Source organism: Caballeronia sp. A2-2, from assembly GCF_057612605.2.
Genome location: NZ_CM172588.1, coordinates 1,038,770 through 1,065,156, shown reverse-complemented (window position 1 = coordinate 1,065,156; position 26,387 = coordinate 1,038,770). Strand labels below are relative to the sequence as shown.

15 protein-coding genes are annotated in these 26,387 nt (G+C 63.3%); 9 read left to right on the top strand and 6 right to left on the bottom strand.

Annotation, left to right across the window (positions count from 1 at the left end; genetic code table 11):
* Positions 1 to 79 precede the first annotated feature (79 nt).
* From uvrA to ACZCWR_RS21210, 6 genes are all read left to right on the top strand, one after another.
* A complete protein-coding gene (gene uvrA, locus ACZCWR_RS21235; RefSeq protein WP_487303596.1) occupies positions 80 to 5,893 on the top strand; it encodes an excinuclease ABC subunit UvrA in 5,814 nt (1,937 codons plus the stop codon).
* 5 nt (positions 5,894 to 5,898) lie between these two features.
* Positions 5,899 to 6,360 (top strand): ACT domain-containing protein, encoded by a 462-nt coding sequence (locus ACZCWR_RS21230; RefSeq protein ID WP_487304765.1) that lies wholly within the window; start codon positions 5,899 to 5,901, stop codon positions 6,358 to 6,360.
* A complete protein-coding gene (locus ACZCWR_RS21225; protein ID WP_487303595.1) occupies positions 6,344 to 7,627 on the top strand; it encodes a DUF445 domain-containing protein in 1,284 nt (427 codons plus the stop codon). The genes ACZCWR_RS21230 and ACZCWR_RS21225 overlap by 17 nt, the downstream gene beginning before the upstream one ends.
* A gap of 83 nt (positions 7,628 to 7,710) precedes the next feature.
* Positions 7,711 to 8,190 (top strand): nuclear transport factor 2 family protein, encoded by a 480-nt coding sequence (locus ACZCWR_RS21220; RefSeq protein WP_487303594.1) that lies wholly within the window; start codon positions 7,711 to 7,713, stop codon positions 8,188 to 8,190.
* Positions 8,187 to 10,106 carry an amylo-alpha-1,6-glucosidase gene (locus ACZCWR_RS21215; protein ID WP_487303593.1) on the top strand — a complete coding sequence of 640 codons (1,920 nt, stop codon included), beginning with the start codon at positions 8,187 to 8,189 and terminating at the stop codon, positions 10,104 to 10,106. Before ACZCWR_RS21220 ends, ACZCWR_RS21215 begins: the two co-directional genes overlap by 4 nt.
* A 117-nt stretch (positions 10,107 to 10,223) precedes the next feature.
* Positions 10,224 to 12,959: an MGH1-like glycoside hydrolase domain-containing protein gene (locus ACZCWR_RS21210; RefSeq protein WP_487303592.1), complete on the top strand. Its 2,736-nt coding sequence runs from the start codon at positions 10,224 to 10,226 to the stop codon at positions 12,957 to 12,959.
* A gap of 29 nt (positions 12,960 to 12,988) precedes the next feature.
* On the opposite strand, the gene ACZCWR_RS21205 is transcribed toward ACZCWR_RS21210, so the two are convergent.
* Entirely contained in the window at positions 12,989 to 13,384 is a 396-nt protein-coding gene (locus ACZCWR_RS21205) for a hypothetical protein (protein WP_487303591.1), read from the bottom strand.
* 55 nt (positions 13,385 to 13,439) lie between these two features.
* Positions 13,440 to 15,752: an FdhF/YdeP family oxidoreductase gene (locus ACZCWR_RS21200; RefSeq protein ID WP_487303590.1), complete on the bottom strand. Its 2,313-nt coding sequence runs from the start codon at positions 15,750 to 15,752 to the stop codon at positions 13,440 to 13,442.
* A gap of 173 nt (positions 15,753 to 15,925) precedes the next feature.
* On the opposite strand from ACZCWR_RS21200, the gene ACZCWR_RS21195 reads away from it, so the two are divergent.
* From ACZCWR_RS21195 to pdxR, 3 genes are read left to right on the top strand one after another with little or no spacing between them, the layout of a single operon-like run.
* Positions 15,926 to 17,377 (top strand): aminotransferase-like domain-containing protein, encoded by a 1,452-nt coding sequence (locus tag ACZCWR_RS21195; protein ID WP_487303589.1) that lies wholly within the window; start codon positions 15,926 to 15,928, stop codon positions 17,375 to 17,377.
* Positions 17,374 to 17,634: an ArsR family transcriptional regulator gene (locus ACZCWR_RS21190; RefSeq protein ID WP_487303588.1), complete on the top strand. Its 261-nt coding sequence runs from the start codon at positions 17,374 to 17,376 to the stop codon at positions 17,632 to 17,634. Before ACZCWR_RS21195 ends, ACZCWR_RS21190 begins: the two co-directional genes overlap by 4 nt.
* Positions 17,635 to 17,643: 9 nt before the next feature.
* Complete coding sequence (gene pdxR, locus ACZCWR_RS21185) at positions 17,644 to 19,101, top strand: MocR-like pyridoxine biosynthesis transcription factor PdxR (protein WP_487303587.1); 1,458 nt, start codon at positions 17,644 to 17,646, stop codon at positions 19,099 to 19,101.
* On the opposite strand, the gene ACZCWR_RS21180 is transcribed toward pdxR, so the two are convergent.
* From ACZCWR_RS21180 to ACZCWR_RS21165, 4 genes are all read right to left on the bottom strand, one after another.
* On the bottom strand, positions 19,090 to 20,718 hold the full coding sequence (locus ACZCWR_RS21180) for a tetratricopeptide repeat protein (protein WP_488876491.1): 1,629 nt from the start codon (positions 20,716 to 20,718) through the stop codon (positions 19,090 to 19,092). The two genes, pdxR and ACZCWR_RS21180, sit on opposite strands and share 12 nt — an antisense overlap.
* A 214-nt stretch (positions 20,719 to 20,932) precedes the next feature.
* Positions 20,933 to 22,054, bottom strand: a complete 1,122-nt coding sequence (locus ACZCWR_RS21175; RefSeq protein WP_487304764.1) for a TAXI family TRAP transporter solute-binding subunit — start codon at positions 22,052 to 22,054, stop codon at positions 20,933 to 20,935.
* A 136-nt stretch (positions 22,055 to 22,190) separates the two neighbouring features.
* A complete protein-coding gene (locus ACZCWR_RS21170; RefSeq protein ID WP_487303585.1) occupies positions 22,191 to 24,008 on the bottom strand; it encodes a zinc ribbon domain-containing protein in 1,818 nt (605 codons plus the stop codon).
* A 707-nt stretch (positions 24,009 to 24,715) separates the two neighbouring features.
* Positions 24,716 to 26,299, bottom strand: coding sequence for an aldehyde dehydrogenase (NADP(+)) (locus tag ACZCWR_RS21165; RefSeq protein ID WP_487303584.1), 1,584 nt, complete (start codon positions 26,297 to 26,299; stop codon positions 24,716 to 24,718).
* Positions 26,300 to 26,387 lie beyond the last annotated feature (88 nt).

Here is a 26,387-nt window from a genome sequence, read left to right as displayed (position 1 = left end):
GCACGCGCGCGCCGGTCCCTGAACACACGCGCCGCAAACGGCTTATGTAGCCGTCCAACTCATTGAATCGGTTGAAAAATTGGCATCGAACAACGCAATCCGCATTCGCGGAGCACGGCAGCACAATCTCAAGAATCTCGACCTCGATTTGCACACCGGCCAAATGACGGTCGTCACCGGCCCGTCCGGTTCCGGCAAGTCCAGTCTCGTGTTCGATACGCTCTACGCCGAAGGCCAGCGCCGCTACGTCGAAACGTTCAGCGCCTACGCGCGCCAGTTTCTCGACCGCATGGACCGGCCGCAGGTGGATCGCGTGGACGGTGTGCCGCCCGCCATCGCCATCGACCAGACGAATCCGGTGCGCAGTTCGCGCTCGACCGTCGGCACGATGACCGAACTGAACGACCATCTGAAGCTGTTCTACGCGCGCGCCGCCGAGTTGTTCGATAAAAAGACCGCGCTGCCGGTGCGGCACGACACGCCGGAGACGATCTACGCGGAACTGCTCGACCGCACGCAAGCGGACGATCCGCGTCTGGCGATCACGTTCCCCGTCGAATTGCCCGATACCGCCAGCGATGCCGAAGTCGAACAATGGCTCTCCGCGAGCGGTTACACGCGCGTGCAGGCCAAGCGCCATGTGCAGACCGAACACGGCATGCGGCAGATGCTCGATGTCGTCGCCGACCGCTTTCGCCTGCACAACATCGAGCGTTCGCGTGCGCTCGAAGCCATCGAAAGCGCATTGCTCCGCGGCACGGGCCGCGTGACGGTCTACGTGCTGAAGGAAGAAGGCGAGCCGGATATCTGGCGCTTTTCCACCGGCCTGCATTGCCCGGAAAGCGATCTGCGTTACGCAGACCCGCAGCCCGCGTTGTTCTCGTTCAACTCGGCCTATGGCGCGTGCGAAACGTGTCGTGGCTTCGGCCGCGTGATCGGCGTCGATTACGGTCTGGTGATTCCCGACGAGAACAAGACGCTGCGCGAAGGCGCGATCAAAACGCTGCAAACGCCCGCGTGGAAAGAGAATCAGGACGACCTCGTGCGTTACGGCGCGAAGGCGGGCATTCGGCTGGGCGTGCCCTGGCGCGAACTGACGCAGAAGGAAAAGGACTGGGTCATCAAAGGTTCGCCCGACTGGAACGGCAAGTGGCAGAACCAGTGGTACGGCGTTCAGCGCTTTTTCGATTATCTGGAATCGAAGGCGTACAAGATGCACATCCGCGTATTGCTGTCGAAGTACCGCAGCTATACGACGTGCCCTGTCTGCGCGGGCGCGCGGCTCAAGACCGAATCGCTGCTGTGGCGTCTGGGCACGAAGGAACAGGCCGATGCCGTTCTGAAGCCCGCCAGTCGCTTCTTGCCGATGGGCGTGGACTGGACGCGTCCGCAACTCGAAGCGCTGTCGGGACTCACCGTGCACGACCTCATGCTGATGCCGATCGAACGCATCCGCCGCTTCTTCGATTCGCTCACGCTGCCATCAACTCTGCTCGACGAAGCGCTCAAGCTCCTGCACGCGGAAGTGCGCACGCGCCTTAAATATCTCTGCGATGTCGGCCTCGGCTATCTCACGCTCGACCGGCAATCGCGCACGCTGTCGGGCGGCGAAGTGCAGCGCATCAACCTGACGACCGCGCTCGGCACGTCGCTGGTGAACACGCTGTTCGTGCTCGATGAACCGAGCATCGGGCTGCATCCGCGCGATCTGAATCGCATTGTCGAAGCCATGCACCGGTTGCGCGATGCGGGCAATACGCTCGTCGTCGTCGAGCACGATCCTTCGGTGATGCTTGCAGCGGACCGGCTCATCGACATGGGTCCGGGACCGGGCGAACGCGGCGGGCAGATCGTGTTCGACGGCGCACCCGACGATATTCAGGCAACCGAAACATTGACCGGCGCGTATCTCGGCGGACGCAAGCATGTCGCGCATGTATCGAACTGGAATCGCCGCGCGGTGGATGCAAAAACGCCGCGTCTGACGCTCGAAGGCGCAAGCGATCACAACCTGAAAGATGTCACCGTCGAGATTCCGCTGCAACGGCTCGTGTGCGTGACGGGCGTATCCGGTTCGGGCAAATCCACCTTGATTCAGGACGTGCTCGCGCCCGCGTTGATGCGTCATTTCGGTAAGGCCACCGAAGCACCCGGCGCGTTTCGCGCACTGAAGGGCGCGGAGCAACTCGGCGATGTGATCTTCGTCGATCAGTCGCCGATCGGCCGCACGGCGCGCTCGAATCCGGCGAGCTATGTCGGCGCGTTCGATGAAATCCGCAAGCTCTTTGCGAAAGCGCCGCTCGCCTTGCAACGCGGCTATAGCGCAAGCATGTTCAGCTTCAACTCGGGCGATGGTCGTTGTCCGACTTGCGGCGGCTCGGGCTTCGAGCACGTCGAAATGCAGTTCCTTTCCGATGTCTATCTGCGTTGCCCGGATTGCGATGGCCGCCGTTATCGCGCGGAAATTCTCGAAGTGAAGATCGAGCGTGGCGCGCATGAGTTGAGCGTCGCGGATGTGCTCGACCTCACGGTGAGCGAAGCCGTGGAAGCCTTCGCCAACGATGCCGAAGTGCTGCGCGTGCTGCAACCCATCGTCGATGTCGGTCTCGAATACGTGAAGCTCGGCCAGCCCGTGCCGACACTGTCCGGCGGCGAAGCGCAACGCCTGAAACTCGCGGGTTTTCTGGCGGAAACGGCGCAGGTGAAGAAAAGCGAAAGCCGCCTGTTCATGTTCGACGAACCGACCACCGGCCTGCATTTCGACGATATCGCCAAGCTCATGCAGGCGTTGCGCCGTTTGCTCGAACGCGGGCATTCGCTGATCGTCATCGAACATAATCTCGATGTGATTCGCGCGGCGGATTGGATCATCGATCTCGGCCCGGAAGGCGGCGATGCGGGCGGCGAAGTGGTGTGCGTGGGCACGCCGGATGAAGTGGCCGCGTGCGAGCGTTCGCATACGGGCCGCGCGTTGATCGACTACGAAGAATCCATGCAACCAGGCGCGGCGGAAAAGCGCGCGGGCGTGCCGCTGCAACTCGCGGCGGAAGTGGCGAGCGCGCGGCGCGCGTTGCAGGGCGAGAACGTGGTGCGTATCGTCAATGCGCGCGAGCACAACCTCAAGTCACTCGATGTCGATATTCCGCACAACAAGTTCAACGTGGTGACGGGCGTGTCTGGTTCGGGCAAATCCACGCTCGCGTTCGATATTCTGTTTCACGAAGGCCAGCGCCGTTACCTCGAATCGTTGAACGCGTATGCGCGGTCGATCGTGCAACCGGCGGGGCGTCCCGAAGTCGATGCCGTGTACGGCATTCCGCCGACCGTCGCCATCGAACAGCGCTTGTCGCGCGGCGGGCGCAAGTCAACGGTCGCGACCACGTCCGAAGTGTGGCACTTCCTGCGCTTGCTTTACGTGAAGCTCGGCATTCAGCATTGCATCCACGATGGCACGCCGGTGCAGGCACAAAGTTCGGAGTCCATCGCAGCGCAGATCATGCGTGATTTCAAGGGGCAACATGTGGGTTTGCTTGCGCCGCTGGTGGTGAATCGAAAGGGTGTTTATACGGACCTCGCCAAGTGGGCGAAGACGCGCGGCAGCACGCATTTGCGTGTGGATGGCGAATTCCTGCCGGTCGCTCCGTGGCCGCGTCTCGACCGTTTCCGCGAGCATACGATCGAATTGCCGGTGGCGGATTTCATCGTGTCCGCGGATAACGAAGCGGAACTGCGCCGACGTCTCGATGAAACACTCGAACTCGGCAAGGGCGTGATGCATCTGTGCGCACCGCTCGACGATCTTCATGGTTCATGGCAAGACGGCGCGCGTCGCGGCAAGGAAGAAACGCGTGTGTTTTCCACCAAGCGCGCGTGTCCGGTATGCGGCACGAGTTATCCCGAACTCGATCCGCGCATGTTCTCCTACAACAGCAAGCATGGCTGGTGCGATACGTGTGTGGGCACGGGCGTGAAGCTCACGCGCGAACAGCGCGCCGTGTTCGACGACACCATCCTTGCGCAGGACGATCGCGGACGCGAGCAGACCATCGGCTCGGTGGATCAGGAGCCGGACGATATCGTGGATCAGCCGTGCCCGGATTGCGAAGGCACGCGTCTGAACGATGTCGCGCGCGCGGTCACCTTCGGCAACTATCCGATCACCGAGGTCGGACGCTGGACGGTGAGCGATACGCGCGAATGGGTTGCATCGCTCAAACTTGCGGGACGCGATGCCGATATCGCGCGCGATGTGGTGAGCGAGATCGAAGGGCGTCTGCAATTCCTCGAAGAAGTGGGCCTGGGTTATCTGAGTCTGGATCGTGCCGCGCCCACGTTGTCAGGCGGCGAGGCGCAGCGCATTCGACTGGCCGCGCAACTCGGCAGCAATCTGCAAGGCGTGTGTTATGTGCTGGATGAACCGACCATCGGCCTGCATCCGCGTGACAATCTGATTCTGCTGTCGGCGTTGAAGAAGCTCAATGACAAGGGCAATACGCTTGTCATCGTGGAGCATGACGAAGATACGATTCGGCGTGCCGACCATATCATCGACATCGGGCCGGGCGCGGGCAAGCGTGGCGGCACCGTGGTCGCGCAAGGCAACGTGACGGACCTCGCGGCGCACAAGGCGTCGCTGACGGGGCAGTATTTGGCGAACCCGATCGTGCATCCGTTGCAGCCGCGCCGCGATGTGCGCATCGGTACTGCCAAACGTCCCGCCACGCCGGAGAATTGGCTCACGGTCGAAGGCGCGACGCTGCACAACCTGCGCAACGTGACCGCCAGCATGCCGCTCAACCGGCTCGTGGCGATCACGGGCGTGTCCGGCTCCGGCAAGTCCACGCTCGCCCGCGATGTGCTCATGACGAATCTGCTCGATGCCGTGGGCCGCTCGGTGTTGTCATCGCCTGCGGAAAGACGCGCACGCAAGACCGCGCAAGCCGCTTCGCCCACGACGAGATCGCGTTCCAGCGTGCTCTCGCGTGAAGCGCCGCGTCCGAAGTACGAAGTCGCGCACGCATGGCAAGGCTGCGCGGGCGTAACCGGTTTCGAAGCCATCGACCGCGTGCTGGAAGTGGATCAGACGCCGATCGGCAAGACGCCGCGTTCGTGTCCGGCGACCTACATCGGCATGTGGGACACCATCCGCAAGCTGTTCGCGGATACGCTCGAAGCGCGCGCACGCGGTTACACGCCTTCGCGCTTCTCGTTCAACACGGGCGATGGCCGTTGTCCCGCCTGCGAGGGCCAGGGCGTGCGCACCATCGCGATGAGCTTTCTGCCGGACGTGAAAGTACCGTGCGATGTCTGTCACGGCCAGCGCTTCAATCCCGAAACGCTCGCGGTGACGTGGCGCGGCAAGAACATCGGCGAAGTGCTGACGATGGAAATCGACGAAGCCGTGGAGTTCTTCGGGTCGATGCCGAGCATCGCGCATCCGCTGCAATTGCTGTGCGATGTCGGGCTCGGCTATCTCACGCTCGGTCAGCCGTCGCCTACGCTGTCGGGCGGCGAGGCGCAGCGTATCAAGCTCGTCACCGAACTGTCGAAGGTGCGCGACGACATCACGCGGCGCGGGCAAAAGCCGCCGCACACGCTGTATGTGCTCGATGAACCGACCGTCGGCCTGCACATGGCCGATGTGGCGAAGCTGATTCGCGTGCTGCATCGTCTGGTGAATGGCGGGCATAGCGTGATCGTCATCGAACATGATCTCGATGTGATCGCGGAAGCGGACTGGGTGCTCGACCTCGGGCCGGAAGGCGGCGTGAACGGCGGGACGATTGTCGCGGCGGCGGACCCGGAAACGCTGTCGAGGCATCCGCGCAGTCACACGGGTGCGGCGTTGAAGGCGGTGCTGGCGCGCACGCCGCCTGCGGAAAACGCAGCGTGAACGCGATGTCGCAAGCCATCTCGAACCTCGACACGCTGATCGCCTCGATGCAGCCCGAGTTGCAGCCGGGCGTCTACGTGTTCGCCTCGCTGCCGCACGATGCGGCGGTGAGCGGCGCGGGCATCGTCGCGACGTTTCGCGAGCGTGAAGGCATGACGGTCGTCATGGAGGAAGCGGCAGCCGAAGCCGCGGAACTCACGCCGCTGTTTCGTGCCGCGTGGATCACGCTCACCGTGCACTCCGATCTCAACGCGGTGGGTTTGACAGCGGCATTCGCCCACGCATTGGGTGACGCCAACATCAGTTGCAATGTGATCGCGGCGGCGTATCACGACCACATCTTCGTTCCCGTCGATGACGCCGCGCGCGCCATCGACACGCTTCTGGCCTTGCAGCGAGGCCGCGCTGGTATGCTTGCGGCCTCCTCAACACCCCACGAACAAGATCAGGATGGACACGCAGGATAAAGCCGCCGCGCTCAACAGAATGAAGTGGTTCGCCGCCGCGTTGCTGGTCGCGGCCGGCGCGTTGTTCGCGCTCGCGAAAAGTCAGCACGATATCGGCGCGTGGGCATGGGTATCGTCGTTCGCGGAAGCCGCGATGGTCGGCGCGCTCGCGGACTGGTTCGCGGTCGTCGCGCTGTTCCGGCATCCGCTCGGCGTGCCGATTCCGCATACGGCAATCCTTCCCGCCAACAAGGCGCGCGTCGCGGACAATCTCGCCGCGTTCGTGCGCGACCGTTTTTTGGGCACCGATGCACTGGTCGCGCGCGTCAACGCATTCGATCCGGCGAGCCGTTTGTCTTCATGGCTCGCGGAGCCGAAAAACGCCGATCTGCTCGGCCGTAAAGCGGTGACGGCGGTCGCGCAGTTGTTGTCCTTCATGGACGACGAGCGCGTGAAAAGCATGCTGTACGAAGCCATTCGCCGCCGCGCGGATTCGTTCGATCTCGCGGGCGCGGCGGGCGGCGTGCTGGCGGCGCTGACGGAAGATCGCAGGCATCAGCTCTTGCTCGACGAGGGGCTTAAGCAGACCGCCGCGTGGCTCGACAAGCCGGAAGTGCAGGAGATGCTGGCGGCGCGCATCGTCGGCGTGGCGGGGGAGGAATATCCGAAGCTCGTCGGCATGCTCGGTTTCGTCGGACTGAGCGCGGACGAACTCGGCGCGAAGTTCGCAGCGGGCCTCGTGCGCGGCGCGAATCAATGGCTGCACGATATCAGCAGCGATCCCGAACACGAACGCCGTCAGGCTTTCGACGCCGCCGTCGCGCGCTTCGTCGAACGTCTGCGCAGTGATCCGGCGTTCAAGGCGCGTATCGACGAACACAAGCGCGAATGGCTGGAGCGGCCAGAACTGCGCGGGTACGTGAACGGCCTGTGGGATGAATTCACCGCGTGGCTCGACGCCGATCTCAAGCGGCCCGATTCCGCCTTGCACGCGAAAGTGGTGAGCGTGGCTTCTGGTTTTGCGCAGGCGTTGGGCGGCGATCCTGCGCTGCACGATTCCATCAACGAACATATGCGCGATGCATTGAAGGCGCTCGCGCCGGAACTGCGCGAAGGCATCGCGAAACATATTGCCGCGACCGTCAAGCAATGGGACGACGCCACACTCGTGCGCGATGTCGAACTCAACATCGGGCGTGATTTGCAGTTCATTCGCGTGAACGGGACGCTGGTGGGCGGCGCGGTCGGGTTGCTGATTCATGCGGTGACGTTGCTGATCGCGCGTTAACGTAGAGCGTGGACCGCCAAGCCGGTTTATGATGACGCGAACCTCATCGGCGCAAACGTCATTACAAACGGGGCCGCGCCCGCATGGCGAACCAAGACAACATCGAACTGATCGAGCGCTTCTACCGCGCGTTTCAATCGCTGGATGCCGACGCGATGGCCGCGTGCTATGCGCCCGACATCCGCTTTCAGGACCCGGCGTTCGGCCCGCTGCATGGCCGCGAGGCGGGCGACATGTGGCGCATGCTGCTCGGACGCGCCGCCGACTTCACGCTGTCGGTCGATGACATCGCCTCCGTCGGGCAGACGGCCAGCGCGAAGGCAGTCGCGCGCTACACGTATTCGGCGACGGGCCGCTTCGTCGTCAATCACATCGAGTCGCGCTTCGCCATCCGCGATGGTTTGATCGCCGAACAAACCGATTCGTTCGATCTGTGGCGCTGGAGCCGTCAGGCGCTCGGCATCAAGGGACTGCTGTTCGGCTGGTCGTCCAAGACGCAGGAAGCGATTCAAACGCAGGCGCGGCGCGCGCTGAAGGACTATCAGCGCAAGGCGGCCGCATGACGCGCATCGATCCGCCCATCGACGACGCGCGCTTCGACGACGAATGGCTCGAAGCGGATGCGTACGGCGGCTTCGCATCGGGCACGGTCGGCACGCAGCGCACGCGGCGCTATCAGGCCTTGCTGCTCACCGCGACCGAGCCGCCCGCCGGACGCGTCGTGCTGGTGAACGGCGTCGAAGCGTGGCTGGAGATGAACGGCGAGCGCTTTCCTCTGACCATGCAGCGTTATGCGCCCGACGTGCTGTATCCCGATGCGCGCGCCAATCTCCTTTCCTTCGACACACAGCCGTGGCCGACCTGGCGCTTTCGCATCGGTGATAACGCGGTGGCCGTGGCCGAAGTATTCGTCGCGAAGGAAAGCCGCGAGACGGTGCTGCGCTGGCGTCTGGAGAATGCGCCATCCGCGGCATCGCTAGAGGTGCGCGCGCTCGTTTCTGGCCGCGACTATCACGCGCTGCATCATGAAAACAGCGCATTCCGTTTCGATGCCAGCGCCGACGGCGAGCGCATCCACTGGCGTCCTTATAACGAGTATCCGGTGATCATCGCGACATCGAACGGACGTTACGAGCACAAGCCGGACTGGTATCGCAACTTCTGCTATGCGCGCGAACAGGAACGCGGGCTGGACTTCACGGAAGATCTGGCCTCGCCGGGTGTGTTCCATTTCGATCTCGCGCGCGGCGATGCCGTGCTGATCCTCCACGCGCTCGAAGAACACGAACCGCCGCATACCGACGATGCGCTCACGCACGCAACGAAGCTCGCCGCACGCGAGACCACACGCCGCGCCGCGTTCGATTCGCGCCTCTCGCGCGCGGCGGATGCGTATGTGGTGAATCGCAATGTCGGGCGCACGATCATCGCGGGCTTTCCGTGGTTTACCGACTGGGGCCGCGATACCTTCATCTCCATGCGCGGACTCTTGCTCGCGGCGGGACGGCATCAGGAAGCCGAATCGATCCTGCTCGAATGGGCCGATACCATTTCCGAAGGCATGGTGCCGAACCGCTTTCCCGACAGCGGCGGCCTGCCCGAATACAACGCGGTGGATGCGTCGTTGTGGTTCATCGTCGCGGTGCACGATTTTCTGGAAGCGGGCGTGGCGCATGCCGCCACTGCCGCACGATTGCAACGCGCGGCCGAATCGATCCTCGAAGGCTATACGCGCGGCACGCGCTTCAATATCGCGGCGGGCACCGATGGTCTCTTGCGCGCGGGCACGCCCGGCGTGCAGCTCACGTGGATGGATGCGAAGGCCGGCGACTGGGTGGTGACGCCGCGCATCGGCAAGCCGGTGGAAGTGCAGGCGCTGTGGATCAACGCGCTGACCATCGTGAGTGCATGGGACCCGCGCTGGAGCGACATGCGCGACCGCGCGCGGCAATCCTTCGCCGCGCGTTTCGTCGATCCCGATACCCACACGCTCTACGATGTCGTCGATGCCGATCACGAGCCGAACAAGCTGGACCGTTCCATTCGTCCGAACCAGATTTTCGCGGTGGGCGGCTTGCCGTTCCAGATCGTCGATGACGAAGTGGCGCGCGCCGTGATCGCGCAGGTCGAAGCGCAATTGCTGACGCCGCTCGGGCTTCGCACGTTGGCGCCAAACGATCCGGCGTATCGTCCGCATTACGCGGGCGGCGTGCTGGAACGCGATGGCGCCTATCATCAGGGCACCGTATGGCCTTGGCTGATGGGCCCGTTCATCGAGGCGTGGTTGCGCGTGCATGGCGCGGACGGCGTGCGCGAGCGCTTTCTTGCGCCGCTCTACGCGCATCTGGACCGATACGGTCTGGACCATCTGTCCGAAGTCGCCGACGGCGATGTACCGCACACACCGGGCGGCACGCCGTTTCAGGCATGGTCGCTCGCCGAACTCATGCGCGTGGAACGGCTGCTTGCCGGGACATGACTGCTCGCGCCCCTTGCAAAACGCGCTAAATTACGTGTCTTCATGCGCGCGCTCAACGCCGTTGCCGAGTGACGCGAATCAATCGAAAGTCATCCGCAAGATCCCTTGGAGAAACCCATGCCCAAAACGCGCGCCGCCAATCAGCTCGATACCGTCGAAGGTGCGCGCCTGCATTCGGCGGACTGTCCGCGCTGGCAACGCTGGGGACCGTATCTCAGCGAGCGGCAGTGGGGCACGGTACGCGAGGATTACAGCGAATTCGGCACCGCGTGGGAGTACTTTCCGCACGATCATGCACGCAGCCGCGCGTATCGCTGGGGCGAGGACGGGCTGGCAGGTTTCGGCGACGACAAGCTCAACTGGTGCGTGTCGCTGGCGTTGTGGAACGGCAATGATCCGATCATCAAGGAACGGCTGTTCGGCCTCACGAACGAGCAGGGCAATCACGGCGAGGACGTGAAGGAACTGTACTTCTATCTCGACGGCACGCCCACGCATTCCTACATGCGCATGCTCTACAAGTATCCGCATCGGGCGTATCCGTATTCCGATCTCGTCGATGAAAACGCGCGGCGCGGTCCCGATCAGCCGGAGTACGAAGTGCTCGATACCGGCGTGTTCGAGGACGACCGCTATTTCGACGTGCAGGTGGAATACGCCAAGCACACGGCGGACGATATCGTGATGCGCGTGACCATCGAAAATCGTGGCGACGAAGCCGCTTCGCTCGATGTGCTGCCGCAGATGTGGGCGCGCAACGTGTGGTCGTGGAAGACGCTGCCGGTCAAGCCGCAACTCGCGCTGGAAAACGTCAACGACGCGGTTTACGTGCTGGCGACGCAATCCGGCCACGAACCGATGGTGGTCACCGCATGGTCGCCGGACGTGCAGGCCGTCGAATGGCTGTTCTGCGAAAACGACACCAACGTGAAGCGTCTTTTCAACATGGAAGGCGAAGGGCCGTTCAAGGACGGCTTCAACGATTACGTGCTGCACGGCGAAGAAAACGCCATTCGCCGCGATGCCGGCACGCGAGCGGCGGCGCGCGTGCATCTCGACATCGCGGGGCACGCGAAGGCGACCGTCTACATGCGCTGGCGTCCCGAGTCCGCGCCCGACGAACTGCCGCTCGATGTGGATGCGCTGTTTACGCGGCGCATCGCGGAAGCGGACGAGTTCTACGGCGCGCTGCAACACGACATCGCCGATGCCGATCAGCGGCTCGTGCAACGTCAGGCGCTGGCGGGCATGCTGTGGTCCAAGCAGTACTACATGTTCGATGTCACGCGCTGGCTCGACGGCGACCCGCTTCAGCCCACGCCGCCCAAACAGCGCCGTCGCGGACGCGATTCCGACTGGCGGCATCTGTGCAACGCGGACATCGTGTCGATGCCGGACAAGTGGGAATACCCGTGGTATGCCTCGTGGGACCTCGCGTTTCATGCGGCCGCGTTCGCGCTGATCGATCCTGAATTCGCCAAGCGGCAATTGCTGTTGCTGGTGAAGGACCGTTATCAGCATCCCAACGGGCAGTTGCCGGCCTACGAATGGGCGTTCGGCGATGCCAACCCGCCCGTGCACGCATGGGCGACGTGGCGAGTGTACGAAATCGATCGCGCGATCACCGGAAAGGGCGATCGCGATTTTCTGGAACTCGTGTTCCACAAGTTGCTGCTGAACTTCTCGTGGTGGGTCAACCGCAAGGACGCCGACGACCGCAACATTTTTCAGGGCGGCTTTCTCGGGCTGGACAACGTGGGCATCTTCGATCGTTCGTCGCCCTTACCGACGGGCGGGCATATCGATCAGGCCGACGGCACCGCATGGATGGCGGCGTATGCGCTCGATCTCATGCGTATCGCGCTGGAACTGGCGTATGCGAACAAGGTGTTCATCGATATCGCGGTGAAGTTCTTCGAGCACTTCCTGTATATCGCCGAAGCCGTGAGTTGCGAGGACGATTGCGATACGGGCCTGTGGGACAGCGAGGACGAATTCTTCTACGACAAGCTGCGCCTGCCGGACGGGTCGAGCGTGCCCATGCGCATTCGTTCCATCGTCGGACTCATTCCGATGTTCGCGGTGCATGTGCTGGAACCGGGCGTGAACAACGGTTTACCGGGGCTGCGCGACCGGCTGCATTGGTTTCTGGAGCATCGCAGCGATCTCGCGCGGCTGGTGTCGCGCTGGAACGTGGCGGGCAAGGGCAACAGCGTGCTGCTGTCGTTGCTGCGCGGGCATCGCATGAAGGCGCTGCTGCGGCGTTTACTCGACGAAAGCGAGTTTCTCTCCGATCACGGTGTGCGTGCGCTCTCGCGGGTGCATCGCGACGAGCCGTTTACTTACTATCACAACGGCGACAGCTTCAGCATCCGCTACTTGCCAGCGGAATCGGATTCGCGCGTGTTCGGCGGCAATTCGAACTGGCGCGGCCCGATCTGGATGCCGGTGAACTACCTTCTGATTCAGTCGATCCGCGAATTCCACCGCTATTACGGCGACGATTTCCGCGTGGAGTATCCGACCGGCTCGGGCCAGTGCTTCTCGCTCGCGCAAATCGCCGATGAACTTGCGCGAAGGCTCACCACGCTCTTTCTGCTGGACAAGGACGGTAAACGTCCGGTGATGGCCGCCTATCCGCAGCTACAGGCCGATCCGCGTTCGCGCGATCTCGTCCTGTTCCACGAATATTTCGATGGCGACAACGGGCGCGGCGTGGGCGCATCGCATCAGACGGGCTGGACGGGGTTGATCGCGCTGATGCTTCAGCCGCATGTGTTCGGGCAGTCGGGCGTAGTGCCGGTGGCCGGTGAAGCCGAAGCCAGTACGCCTGAATTTGCGCCTGCCAAATAGCATTGACACGATGCAGGGCCGCTTGCGTTTCATGCTTCGAAAGTCAAGCGTGGGACGTTACGGCCCGTAGTTCGGACAAATCTGATACCGCCCTGTTCTCCAACTGAGTAAGTTTGCAAACATGCAAACGTGAGGTCAGTTTGGAGAACAGAATGAATAAAACGATAGGCGTCTATTCCTTGAGCGGCTACCAGGAAGGCATGGGAGCTTTCGGTAAACAACACGTGGAGCATGAGCATTGCCCGCCCATTGCCATCGTGTTCGCGGTCTTTGCCGCCGCCATGGCGGGTGGCGTCGGGACTTGCTATACGTTCGACAGCATCGCGCTCGGCTGGATCGCCGGGGTCACCATCCTCGCCATGCTGGGCGCGGCGATCGATTACCGGTTCAGCGGCTCGCGATTGCTGGAACGGCGCATCCGCCACCGGCAGCGCGTGCGTCAGAGCATGCTGGTGCGCGGCGGCACATCGGCTTTCGGGCTCAGGCGGCAATGGCTGTCGTGGAACGCGTCAGCAGCACGGGAATGGACTTCGACGTCGGCGTACCGGCGCCATCCGCAACCGATGCCAGCGGTACGAGCGGGTTTGTCTCCGGATAGTACGCGCCGAGACAGCCCCGCGGAATATCGTATTCGACGAGCCTGAAGCGGTTCACGCGGCGCGTCACGTCGTCATCCCATACGCTTGTGATATCCACGAACTCGCCCGGCTCGAAGCCGAGCATGTCGATATCCTCGCGGTTGGCGAACAGAACGTGACGCTGCCCGTACACGCCGCGATAGCGGTCGTCCAGACCGTAGATCGTCGTGTTGTACTGATCGTGTGAGCGCGTGGTCATGAGCGTCATCAGTTGCGCGCCGTGCAGGGCGCGGGCGCGGTGAATCGGCGTGTCGCGCGCGATTTCATGCACGATGAACTGAGCTTTTCCGCTCGGCGTCTTCCACACACGCTCGCGCGATGCCACGCCAAGGTGGAAGCCGCCCGGTTGCTTCAACCGTTCGTTGTAGCGCTCGAAACCGGGAATCACCTTTTCGATGCCATCGCGGATCAGCGAATAATCGGCGGCGTGCGCCAGCCAGTCCACCTTGCGCGAGCCAAGCGTCGCGTTTGCCATGCGCGCGACAATGGCCGTTTCGGAGAGCAGATTGGTCGAAGCCGGCTTGTTCATGCCGTAGGAGATGTGCACCATGCTCATCGAATCTTCCACGGTCACGCCTTGCGGCACGCCGTTCTGCAAGTCGATTTCGGTGCGGCCGAGCGTCGGCAGGATCAGCGCGTCGCGGCCGTGCACGAGGTGACTGCGGTTGAGCTTGGTGGTGATGTGAACCGTCAGGTCGCAGGAGCGCATCGCGTCCCACGTGCGCGGCGTGTCGGGCGTCGCAATCGAAAAATTCCCGCCCAGACCGACGAACACCTTCACCTTGCCTTCCAGCATCGCGTGGATGGTTTCCACCACGTCATAACCGTGCTCGCGTGGCGGCTCGAAGTCGTAGGCCGCGCCGAGCGCGTCGAGAAACGCCTGCGTCGGTTTTTCTTCTATGCCCACCGTCCGGTCGCCCTGCACGTTGGAGTGTCCGCGCACCGGGCAGAGCCCCGCGCCGCGCCGGCCGATATTCCCGCGCATCATCATGAGGTTGGAGAGCAATTGCACGATCGGCACCGAGTTCTTGTGCTGCGTGAGGCCCATGCCCCACGTCGAGATGACCGCGCGGCCCTTTGCGTAGATGTCCGCGAGTTTGAGGATGTCGTCCATCGGTACGCCGGATTCGTCGAGGATCGCGTCCCAGCTTTCGGCGCGCAGATCGGCGGCGAAGGCATCGAAATGGACGGTGTGTTGCGCGAGGAATTCGACATCGAGCACGCGTTCGCTGCCATTCAAAAGCGCGGCATCGTCGAGTTCGAGCACGCGTTTGGCGACGCCCTTGATGAGCGCGAAGTCGCCGCCCACCTTCGGGCGGATGAACACCGAACTGATTTTCACGCCACTCGGCGACAGCATGTCGAGCGTGTGCTGCGGACTGGCGAAGCGTTCCAGCCCGCGCTCCTTCAACGGATTGATCGACACGATGGTCGCGCCACGTTTCGCGCAATCTCGCAATTCGCCGAGCATGCGCGGATGGTTCGTCGCCGGATTCTGGCCGAACAGCAGCAGCGTATCGGCGTGTTCGAAGTCATCGAGCGTCACCGTGCCTTTGCCGACGCCCACGGTATGCGGCAGGCCACGGCTCGTTGCTTCGTGGCACATGTTCGAGCAGTCGGGGAAGTTGTTGGTCCCATACATCCGCACGAACAGTTGATAGAGAAACGCGGCTTCGTTGCTCGCTCGGCCTGAGGTGTAGAACGCGGCGCGGTCCGGATCGTCGAGCCGCTTCAGATGTGAGGCGATCAGTTCGAACGCATCGTTCCATTCGATCGGCACGTAGCGGTCGCGCTTCGCATCGTAGACGAGCGGATCGGTCAGGCGTCCGTGCTGTTCCAGTTCGTAGTCCGTCTGGCCCATCAGCGATTCGACCGTATGCGCCTCGAAGAACGCGGGCGTCACGCGCTTGGCGGTGGCTTCTGCCGCCACAGCCTTCACGCCGTTTTCGCAAAACTCGAAGGTCGATGCATGCGCACGATCCGGCCACGCGCAACCGGGACAGTCGAAACCATCGGGCTGATTCTGCTTGAACAGCGTGCGATAGTTGCCGCCCGACACCTTTTCCTTCACCAGATTGATGGCGACCTGCTTGAGCGCGCCCCAGCCAGCGGCAGGATGCGTGTACGGTTCAATGCGCGGTTCGGTTTTTTTCATGGCAATGGCGGTGCGATCAAGGATCGGGCGAAGCATTCGATGTTGCACAGCCTACTGTGTTCCTTATCGCACGCGGCGCACAGAAAAGCCGAAATGGGAGGGATACAGTTGCCGCGTTTTGTTCTAGACTGTTCACCACCGAAAAAAACGCGACCCAACATGGAAAGCGCCGTTTGAAGCTCTACGAAAAACTCGCCGGAGAAATCGAGGAAGCCGTGCAGCGTGGCGTGTTCGCGCCGGGCGAGCGCATCGCATCCGTGCGGCAGGCGAGTCAGCAGCACGGCGTGAGCATCAAGACGGTGCTGCACGCGTATGCGCTGCTGGAAAGTCGCGGCGTGCTGGAAACGCGTCCACAGTCGGGTTATTTCGTGCGGGCTCAAGCACAAGCGCAACCGCGCGTGATGCAGAAGAAACGCGCCGTCGTCACGGCGTCCGAAGTGGATGTGAGCCGCCTCGTGCTCTCCACCTTGCGCAGCATCGGCGCGCACGATGCCGTGCCCTTCGGCTCGCCGTATCCCGACCCCGGGCCGTTTCCGTGGCGGCGCATCAACCAGTATGCGAACGCCATTGCGCGGCGGCATGCAAGCTGGAATCTGATCGACGATCTGCCGCCCGGCAATCCCGAACTCATTCGCCAGATTGCGCGGCGTTACGCGGAGAACGGCGTGCCGGTGGACCCGGAAGAGATCGTCATCACGGTCGGCGCGACGGAGGCGATCAACCTGAGCCTGCAAGCCGTCGCGAAGCCGGGCGACACGGTCGCGGTCGAATCGCCCACGTATTACGCGATGCTCCACGCCATCGAGCGGCTCGGCATGCGCGCGATCGAAGTGCCGACGCATCCGGGCGAGGGCATCGATATCGACGCGCTGGTGCAGATCATCGCGCGCCGGAAAATCGCTGCGTGCATGGTGATGCCGAACTTCCAGAATCCGCTCGGCTTTCAGATGCCGGACGAACGCAAACGTCAGCTCGTCGAACTATTGAGCGCGCACGAGATTCCCGTCATCGAAAACGACGTTTATCACGAGCTTTATTTCGGCGATGCGCGGCCTTCCACGCTCAAGAACTTCGATACGAAAGGGCTGGTGCTGCATTGCGCATCGTTTTCGAAGAGTCTGACGGCCTCGTACCGGATCGGCTGGGCGATGCCCGGACGTTTTCGCGCGCAGGTGGAAAAGCTCAAATTCCTGAATACGCTCACGACGCCTTCCGTGCCGCAGGTCGCCATCGCCGATTATTTGCGGCAGGACGGCTACGACCGGCATCTGCGACGCGTGCGCAAGCTCTACCGGCAGCAGGCGCGCATCATGAGCGCGATGGTCGAGCGGTTTTTTCCCGACGGCACGCGCACGTCCACGCCGCAGGGTGGTTACGTGCTGTGGGTGGAACTGCCGGAATGCGTCGATTCCATGCGGCTGTATCGCGCGGCGCTGGAATGCGGCATCACCGTGGGACCGGGTTATATGTTTTCGACGCGCAACGCCTTCAGCCATTTCATCCGCCTCAATTACAGTTACCCGTGGACGCCGCAAAGCGAGGCCGCGCTGCGCCGTCTGGGCGAACTCGTGGACGAACTGAACATCCACGCCGCCCGTGGTTCATTCAAAGGAGAACCGACATGAACGATGCAATCGATCCCGCGCTCGTCGCGGTCCTGACGCAACTTTGGAAAGCGCGCAAGGAAACGCCCGAGCGCGCATGGTCGCTCGCGAAAATCTCCAAGCAATCCGATTTGCCGATGAGCGTGCTCAAGCGGCAATTGACCGGCCTGGAAGACGGCGGTCTCGTCGTCGTGGCGATGAACGAGGACGGCACCGGCAGCGCGGCGTTGACCCCGCAGGGCGAGACCTTGTGCGGGGCGTTGTTCGGGGAAGCGTGAGCGGCTGACGTGGACATCCACATCACGCTGCGCGGGCGGCGCGATCTCACCGGGCAGATTTACGGGCAGTTGCGCGCGGGCATCATCGAAGGACGGCTCGCCGCCGATGCGCGTCTGCCATCCACGCGCGATCTCGCCGTGCAACTCGGCGTGTCCCGCAAGACCACGCTCGATGTGTTCGAGCGCCTGATCGCCGAAGGTTTTCTGCGCACGCGCGCGGGCGATGGCACCTTCGTCGCGAAAGGGTTCATGCGGCTGCCGGTTTCCCGTGAGGAAGCGGCGTCGGCGAAGGCGCGCGCGGCGGGCATCTGGCGCGAGATGCCCGAGCGCATGACCATGCCCTTGCCGCCCGCCGATGAAACGCTCGCCTGCGATTTCAAGGGCGGCGTCACCGACAAGTCCCTCTTTCCCTACGATGCATGGCGCCGCGCGCTCAACCACGCGCTGCGGACGCAGGCGCGCGCGGGCGGCGGCATCGGCGCTTATCGCGATCCTGGCGGGGAGCAGGAACTGAGGCTCGGCATCGCGCGCTATCTGGCGTTCAGCCGCGCGGTGACGTGCAACTGGCAGGATGTCATCGTGACGCAGGGCGCGCAGCAGGCGCTCGATCTGCTCGCGCGCGTGGTCATTCAGCGCGGCGATGTGGTTGCCGTCGAGGAGCCGGGTTATCCGCCCGCGCGGGCATTGTTCGCGGCGCAGGGCGCGCGCATCGCGCACGTGCCGGTGGATGAGGAAGGCATCGTCGTGCGCAAGCTGCCGCGCAATACGCGGCTGGTGTACGTGACGCCGTCGCATCAGTTTCCGCTCGGCATGCCGATGAGTCTCGCGCGGCGCATCGAGTTGCTCGAATGGGCGGCGAAGCGCGGCGCGGTGATCGTCGAGGATGACTACGACGGCGAGTTCCGTTTCGAAGGGCGACCGGTGGAATCGCTCAAGAGTCTGGATCGCGCGGGGCTGGTGGCGTATGTCGGCACGTTTTCGAAGACGCTCTTTCCGGATCTGCGCGTGGGGTATGCGGTGCCGCCCGCTTCGCTCTCGGAACCGCTCTGGCGTGCGAAGCAAATCGGCGACTGGCACGGCTGCATGTTGACGCAGACCGCGCTCGGGGCGTTCATGCTGGATGGCGAATACGCGAAGCATCTGCGGCGCATGCACAAGGCTTATGCAGCGCGGCGGGCGTTGTTGATCGAGAAGCTGCAGGGTGAATTGTCGCCGTGGTTCGAAGTAATGCCGGCGACGGCGGGCATCCATCTCGTGGCGCGCTTGCACGCTTCCGTCGATGAGCGGCGCGTGGTCGAGGCGGCGCGCGAGGCGTCGGTCGGGCTTTATGGCATCGAATCGTTCTATGCGGGCAAGCCGGTGATGCAGGGCGTGTTGCTGGGATACGGCGGGACGCGCATCGAGGAAATCGAACGCGGCGTGGAACGGCTCGCCGCGCTCATGCCGATGCTCGGTTCAGGCGTTTGACAGGGGCTTCTTGTTCTCATCGGCGAGCGTCAGAAGCGCTTGCACGACGCACTGGACGACATCGTCCCACTCCTTGAAGCGCGTCTGCCGGAAAAGGCGCGCCGAGGGATACCACGGCGAATCTTCGCGATCCAGCATCCATCGCCAGTCGGCGTTCACCATGGTGAGGAGCCAGAGGGGCTTGTTCAAGGCACCGGCCAGATGCGCGACCGACGTATCCACGCTGACGACCAGATCGAGGTTTTCGATGATCGCGCCGGTATCCACGAAATCCTTGACGCCCTCCGTGAGGTCGATGGGCCGGAGCTTTGCCGGAAGGTTCGCGAGTTCGTCGCGTGCGATTCCCATCTGAAGACTGAAGAAGTCGAATTGAGGCAGTTCGAGCACAGGCAACAGCGCAGTCAGGGCGACCGAACGGAGCGGGGCCGGGTTGAAGGACGCCGCACTGGGCTTCCAACCTCCCATGGCCGGATTGCTGCCCCAGACCAGACCGACCTTGATCTTGCTTCCGCTGCTTCGCTGTCCGACGATATGCGCCCAATGTCGAATCTTGCTGGCCGGAAGGCTGATATAGGGAACTTGCGCGACGGGAGTCGGATGACTGTCCGACAGAAGATGCGGCAAGCTCATGATGAAGCAATGGAAGTCGTATTCGTAAGGGTGCGCGGATATCTGAGCCGAATTGGACACCTTGATCAGCGTGTCGATTCCGGGCACGCCCTGAAACAGCGAAACCAGATCGTCTGCGCACAGGACCGTGACCTGCACCCTGTATCGCGACTTGAGTTCGACTACGTATCGAATGAACTGGATGTTGTCTCCAAAACCTTGCTCCGTGCTGACCAGCAAGGATTTTCCATCGAGCGGCTGGCCTTGCCACGGCCTGATTGGCAAGCTCTGCGTCACATGAGGCGCGGCGAAACTGCGAGGCTCCCTCGCAGCCGGGGCAAGACGCCATTCATATTCGGCCCAACCCTCTTGCCATTGCCCGAGAAGCAGCAGTATGTCGCCCAGGCTCATGCGGATATCGCGGTTTTTCGGGTCGACTTCGAGTATTCGGCGCAACAGCGCTTCGGCTTCTTCGCGCTTCTGGGCGACGCACAGGATCTTGCTCAACCGGTCGGCGTATGCAATCGAATGCGGGTCGATGGCCAATGCTCGCCGCAGGAGGGCTTCCGCTTCCGCGATCCGGCGCGTCGCCAGAAAGATCTCGCCTAATGCAAGCATGTTTTCGGGGTTGTCGGGCTCCGTTGCGAGCGCGGCCAGAAAGAAATCCCCGGCTTCCTCCATCCGGCCATCGCTGCCGGTCAGCCATCCCAGCATCCGGTTCACCACCGCCCAGTCCGGGCGCATCGGCAGTACGCGTCTCAATAGAGCCTCGGCTTCCGGATCGCGTTGCAAGTCCGTCAGGACGAGCGCCAGATTGAACATGAGTTCCGGCGTGCCGGGCTGCAGCGCGTTCGCACGGCGGATCAGGGATTCGGCTTCGTCGATTCGATTCCGTTGACGAAGATAGAGTCCAAGAAGATTGTTGCTCGCGGCGGAATCGGGATGGGCTGCGAGGTCGGCCCGGAGCTGCGCTTCGTTCAGCTCGGACGATGCTGGAAGGAGGTTCATAAACTTTTTGCGCGCAACCGGACAGTCGCGTGGACGAGCGGCGCTGCGATCGACCTGCAACACGCCATCAACGCGCTGTCCCCGGAAGCAACGAATGAATCGTTGCGATCGGTCGCGCTATCGCTGTAATTGATGCGGAATCTTAAGCGAAACCCCACCGTACTCTTGCAAAGTTTTGTGGCCGGCGCGATCCACGCTCAGTATTACGCCGATCTTACTGATCGCACAACAGCAGCGTCTTCTCCTGCGCAGTACAACTTTGCTTCTTCGGCTTCGGCGCATCGGCGTCCGTGCTGCGCGCGGAAACTTGTTGCGCGCTGCCCTGCGCCTGCGCCATCGCCTGCCGGTGCGCGATGCACGAGCGCAGGCGCTTTTCCATCGGCGGATAGTACTTCCAGCCCTTGGTGAGCGGCGGCAAATCCAGATGCACCTGCTTCCACTTCGGATGCCCGTTCGCCTGCAGGTTGTCGAAGTTCGTGCAGAGCGAATCCGCGAATTTCGACAGCGCGCCCACCGTGCCGCGCAGACCGTAGTCATAGGTCACGAGAAAGGCCTTGACCGTGAGCGTCGGCGTATCTTCGGTGATCCAATTCGGATAGCTCGTGGTGCGGATGGTCGCGGGGAAGTACGTCTGCTTGGCGCGCGCGGTTTCCGGCGCGGACGGGTCCAGACGCAACAGCCTGATCTGTTGAAGCAGTTCCGGGTTCATGTCCTGAAAGAGCTTGGCGGGCTGACCCGCGACGATCACCGCGACATCGATCTTGCGCACGATCAGCTTGGCGAGCGAATCCTCATTGCTCAGGTGCTGCTCGTTCGCCTCGGGAATCGGCTCGCCGAACATCAGCCGGTAAAGCGTTTCCGATGACAACGCCGTGCCGCTGCCAGACGGCCCCACGCTGATGGTCTTGTCCTTGATCTCGTTGATGGTCTTGAGCGGCGAATCCGCGCGCACGACAAAGTAAATTTCCTCGTCGTAGAGCGGCATGATGAGGCGCAGCGGCTGAATCAAGCGCGCGGCATCCGAATTGCCCGAAGCGGCCATGTCCATGTACGCCTGATACACATCGCTCTGAACCAGCGCGAACTTCACGCCCGGTTCGTAGCGCATGCGCTGCACATTCTCCGCCGAGCCTTGCGATGCCAGCACGTCCAGATCCATGCCCGCCGGATCGGCGACGAACTTCGACAGGTCGCGCCCGATCTGGATATACGTGCCGCGTTCCTGGCCCGTCGTGATCTTGTACGGCACGGGATCGGCGGCGAAGGCGGTTTGCATCGCGCCGAGAAGACCGCCCGCGGCGAGCAGCGCCAGCGCCCCGCGCGCGGCGTTCTGCATGAAGTGAGTGGCGAACATGATTGACCTTTGGTCTGAGTTGGACAGTGCTGCGAATGTCGTGTTCTAAGCGGTCATGCTGGTGTGCGGTCGCGTTCGCGCGTGGCCCGAAGTGTCGTCGTCTGCGACGCGCGGTGCGTCACTGCGCGGGCTTGGGCATCGAATCCGAACCGCTCCAGCCGTATTGCTTGATGGCGCGCTCCAGCGCCTCGGTCTTGTCCTGTTCGGGCGATGTCGTCACGACCGCGGGCGCCGCCGCCGCGATGTTCTGTGTGCCGTGCGTGGTGGTGGCGACCGGCGTTTGCGTCTGCGTCAGTGCTTGCGTCTGCACCGGCACGCGCCGCGCGCTCGTGTGCGCGACGGCGTCCTGCGCATGCGCGTTGTTCAGCGACGAGCTCGACGAACTCGACGAACTCGACGGCGCCATGTATTGCGGCGCATGCGGCGCGGCCGGAGCATGCGCGGGCGCGGAATACATCGGCGCGGCGGGCGCGTTCTGCGAAGGAGATTCGAGGTATTGCGCGCCTGACTGTGCGGGCGTCTGGGACTGACCCAGATATTGCGGCTTCGAGGTGCGAGGCGTGGCGGGCGCTGTGGCCGTTTGCGCGGCGGGCGTAGTTGGCGTGGCGGGCGCTGTGGGTGTCGGCGTCGTTGCCGGTGTGCCAACGGTCGCGGCAGTCAGCGCGTTGGTCGCGGCTTGCGCACGAGCGAGCTTGTCTGCGCGCGATGAAGGTTCGGTGTTATCGACGGAAGCATCGTCCTCCACCGACTGACGCGCGGCGGCGATCGCGGCATTGCGCTGCGCACGGCGTTGCGCGGCGGATGATCGCGTGGACGGCGGCGCGGCGGGAACATTGGCCTGAGCGTTATTGCTTGCATCAGGCAAGGACGCTTGCGCCGGCTGCTGCGCATTCTGCACCGCCGCCTGTTTCGCGTTCGTCACGGCGGGCGCGGCCAGCGCTTTCTTCGCGAGCGTCGGATTGGTGCCCGCCGCCCAGCCCGCATGTTCGATCACGCGTTCGAGCATGGCCTGCGATTCGACATTGCCGCCATCGACGGACAACGCCTCGCCCGCGTTCTGCTGCACGCACGCCCACGCGGACGTCCGTTCGCACGCGCGCGCGAGTTGCAGCGCCGCGTCGCGTTGCAACTCGCGCCGGACGAGTTCGTCCTTCAACGCTTCGAATTCGGGACGCGCCTGCTGCTGCGCGTTGAAGCCCTTGAGACGCGCGCGGGCGCTGACCAGATCGTGCTGATCCAGTGCGGTGCGCAGGCTCATCAGCGGGTCGCCTGCGGACAGCGCGTGTTGTGCCTGCATCGCGCTCTGGCGGCTCGGGTTGGATGCGCTTGGCGTGCCGGTGACGCTGCCCGTCAGCGCGGCGAATTTCGAATCGATCGCGCCGGAGACGCTGTGATCGGCGGAAGGCGAGGTGTCGTCGCTACCGTGCTGAAGATAGAACACCGCGCCGATGGCGAGCAGCACCGCGCACGCCGCCGCGATGATCGTCTTGCGCTGATTCCAGTTTTCGGAGCCGGGCAGGGCGTCGGGGTCGTGCGCGGGGTCGGCGTAGGCATTGCGCGCGGATTGTTCGACGCGCTCCATGCGCTTGCTGCGATGCTCCGCCGCCTTCTGCGCGATGCGTTCGCCCGCGCGTTTCGGATCGAAACCGAAGCCCCAGCCTGTATTCGCTTCCGGCTCCGCGCCCGTATTGTTCGCGCCGCCACCGGAAGTGGACATGCTCGCCCCCGCCGATGCGAGCGGCGCGGACGACTGCTGTTCGAACATGCTGCCGCGCGCCTTCGCTTCATTGGCGCGCGCGCTGGTTTTCTGGCCGAATGCTTCCGCGCGGTCTGCGCCACAATTGGGGCAGCTATCGGCGTTCTTGCGCATCGTGCTGCCGCAACGATGGCAGACGACGGAGAACATGGATGCGGGAAACGTCAGACGCGTGGTCATGCTAAAGCCCTCGAAGGACGTATGCGATCGGGTTGCCAAATACGCGTGGCCGCCAATGCGCGCTGGCCCGGCCCGCTTAAAAATCAGGGACCGTGCCGCGGCAGCAATCCTTCGTATTGTTTCCCGGCGCGAATCGAAAATCGCGCATCGAACGACGGGAAAGTCCGAATATGAGTCAAGCGTTTTCGGACGTCAATCGCGTTTCGCACCTACCTCGGGCTACCGGTAAATCATGCCAACAAACACTGCACGCCGTGCTCTCGACGCAGCGTGCATCGTGTCGTGCGGCGCCTCATGGCGCGCGCCGGCGCGTGGCCCTCGGTGGGTGTGAAAGCGTATGGATCGTTGCGGCGGCGGCATCTGAAAAAGCAGGCAATTACGGCGCGCGGGTCACTGGCATCGCTCACTTGTTTCTGACATTTTGAGTGCGACGCGGCGGTTTGGAGACGCCAATCCTTAGCCGATAAACGACAAGGGTGGCTGGCCGCTCGATAACCCACTGATGCGAAAGCATTTCGCCGTTTTCATGTAAATGCGGACCGGGATGCAAACGCTTGCGCACGCGCGTCAGTTTTACTGCGCGCCGTGACGCACGGATTGTTTCGACATCCGAAGTAAATCTCGACAGCGTGCGCAGGAAAAGCAAAGCGCCGCGGCGCAGACATCATGACGATGCCCGCACCGCGGCGCTTCGTGAAGCCGAAACCTCAGTCCGCCAGTTGCAGCTTGCCGTCGATCCGTCGATTCAGCCCGAGCGGATTCGCGGTCTTGAGCGCGTCGGGCAACAGCGCATCCGGCAAATCCTGATAACTCACAGGGCGCAGGAAGCGGTTGATCGCGAGACTGCCGACCGAGGTCGAGCGGCCATCCGCCGTGGACGGGAACGGGCCGCCGTGAACCATCGCGTGACCCACTTCCACGCCCGTGCCGAAACCGTTCACCAGCAGACGGCCCGTGCGGCGTTCCAGCGCCGGAAGCAAGCGGCGCGCTTCCGCGTGATCGGCTTCATCGATATGCAGCGCCGAGGTCAACTGGCCTTCGAGCGATTCGACCAGCGCCAGCATGGCATCGAGGCTCGCGCAGCGCACGATCAGCGACGATGCCCCGAAAATTTCCTCTTGCAGCGCGTGATTGTTGAGGAACGCATCGGCGGTCGTGACAAACAGCGCCGAGCGGCCCTGATTGCCGCTCTTGGCTTCCAGACCGCGCGCGGCGGTCGTCACATCGGCTTGTTCGCCCGCCTTCGTGACCGAGCTTTCGTAGGTCTTGAAGATGCCCGGCGTGAGCATGGTCTGCGCGGCGGTTTCCGTGAGCGCCGCCGATGCCGCTTCGATGAATTTGTCGAGGTCCGGGCCATCGACGGCCAGCACCAGACCGGGGTTCGTGCAGAATTGACCGGCACCCAGAACGAGCGATTGCACGAAGGCTTTCGCGATGCCTTCAGCGCGATTCTTCAACGCATTCGGGAACAACAGGACGGGATTGATGCTGCTCATTTCCGCGTACACCGGAATCGGCTCCGTGCGTGCCGCCGCGAGCTTCATCAGCGCCGTGCCGCCGCCGCGCGAACCCGTGAAACCCGCTGCCTTGATGCGGTTATCCTTGACCAATCCCTGACCGACATCGCGGCCGCTGTCGAACAGCAGCGAGAACGTGCCTTCCGGCATGCCGCAATCCTTGACCGCCTTCTGCACCGCGCGGCCGACGAGTTCCGCCGTCCCCGGATGCGCCGAGTGCGCCTTGACGATCACCGGGCAACCCGCGGCCAGCGCGGATGCCGTATCGCCGCCCGCCACCGAGAACGCCAGCGGGAAATTGCTCGCACCGAACACCGCGACCGGCCCCAGCCCGATATGACGCAGACGCAAATCCACGCGCGGCAGCGGCTTGCGTTCCGGCTGCGCCGGATCGATGCGCACGCCGAGGAAATCGCCGTTGCGCACGACTTCCGCGAACATGCGCAACTGGCCGACCGTGCGGCCACGTTCGCCTTCGAGGCGCGGACGCGGCAGGCCGCTTTCCGTCATGCAGCGCTCGATCAGATCGTCGCCGATATCGAGGATGTTCTGCGCGATGGTGTCCAGAAACTTCGCGCGCGCTTCGGGCGACGTTTCGCGGTACGTGTCGAACGCTGTCCAGGCGAGGGCGCAGGCGCGGTCGAGGTCGGCGAGCGTCGCGCCGCCGAAGGCCGGTTCGATGGCCGCACCCGTCGATGCATTGACGGCCTTGATCGAGCCGTTGCTGCCATGAATGGATTGCTGACCGATGAGCAGATTGCCGGTGAGTTGCATGGTGTCTCTTCCTTGCGATAAGTGTTTCGTGGCGGGTTTTTTGAATTCATTGTACGAGTTGTACGATGACCGACGCCGGTGCGCCGAC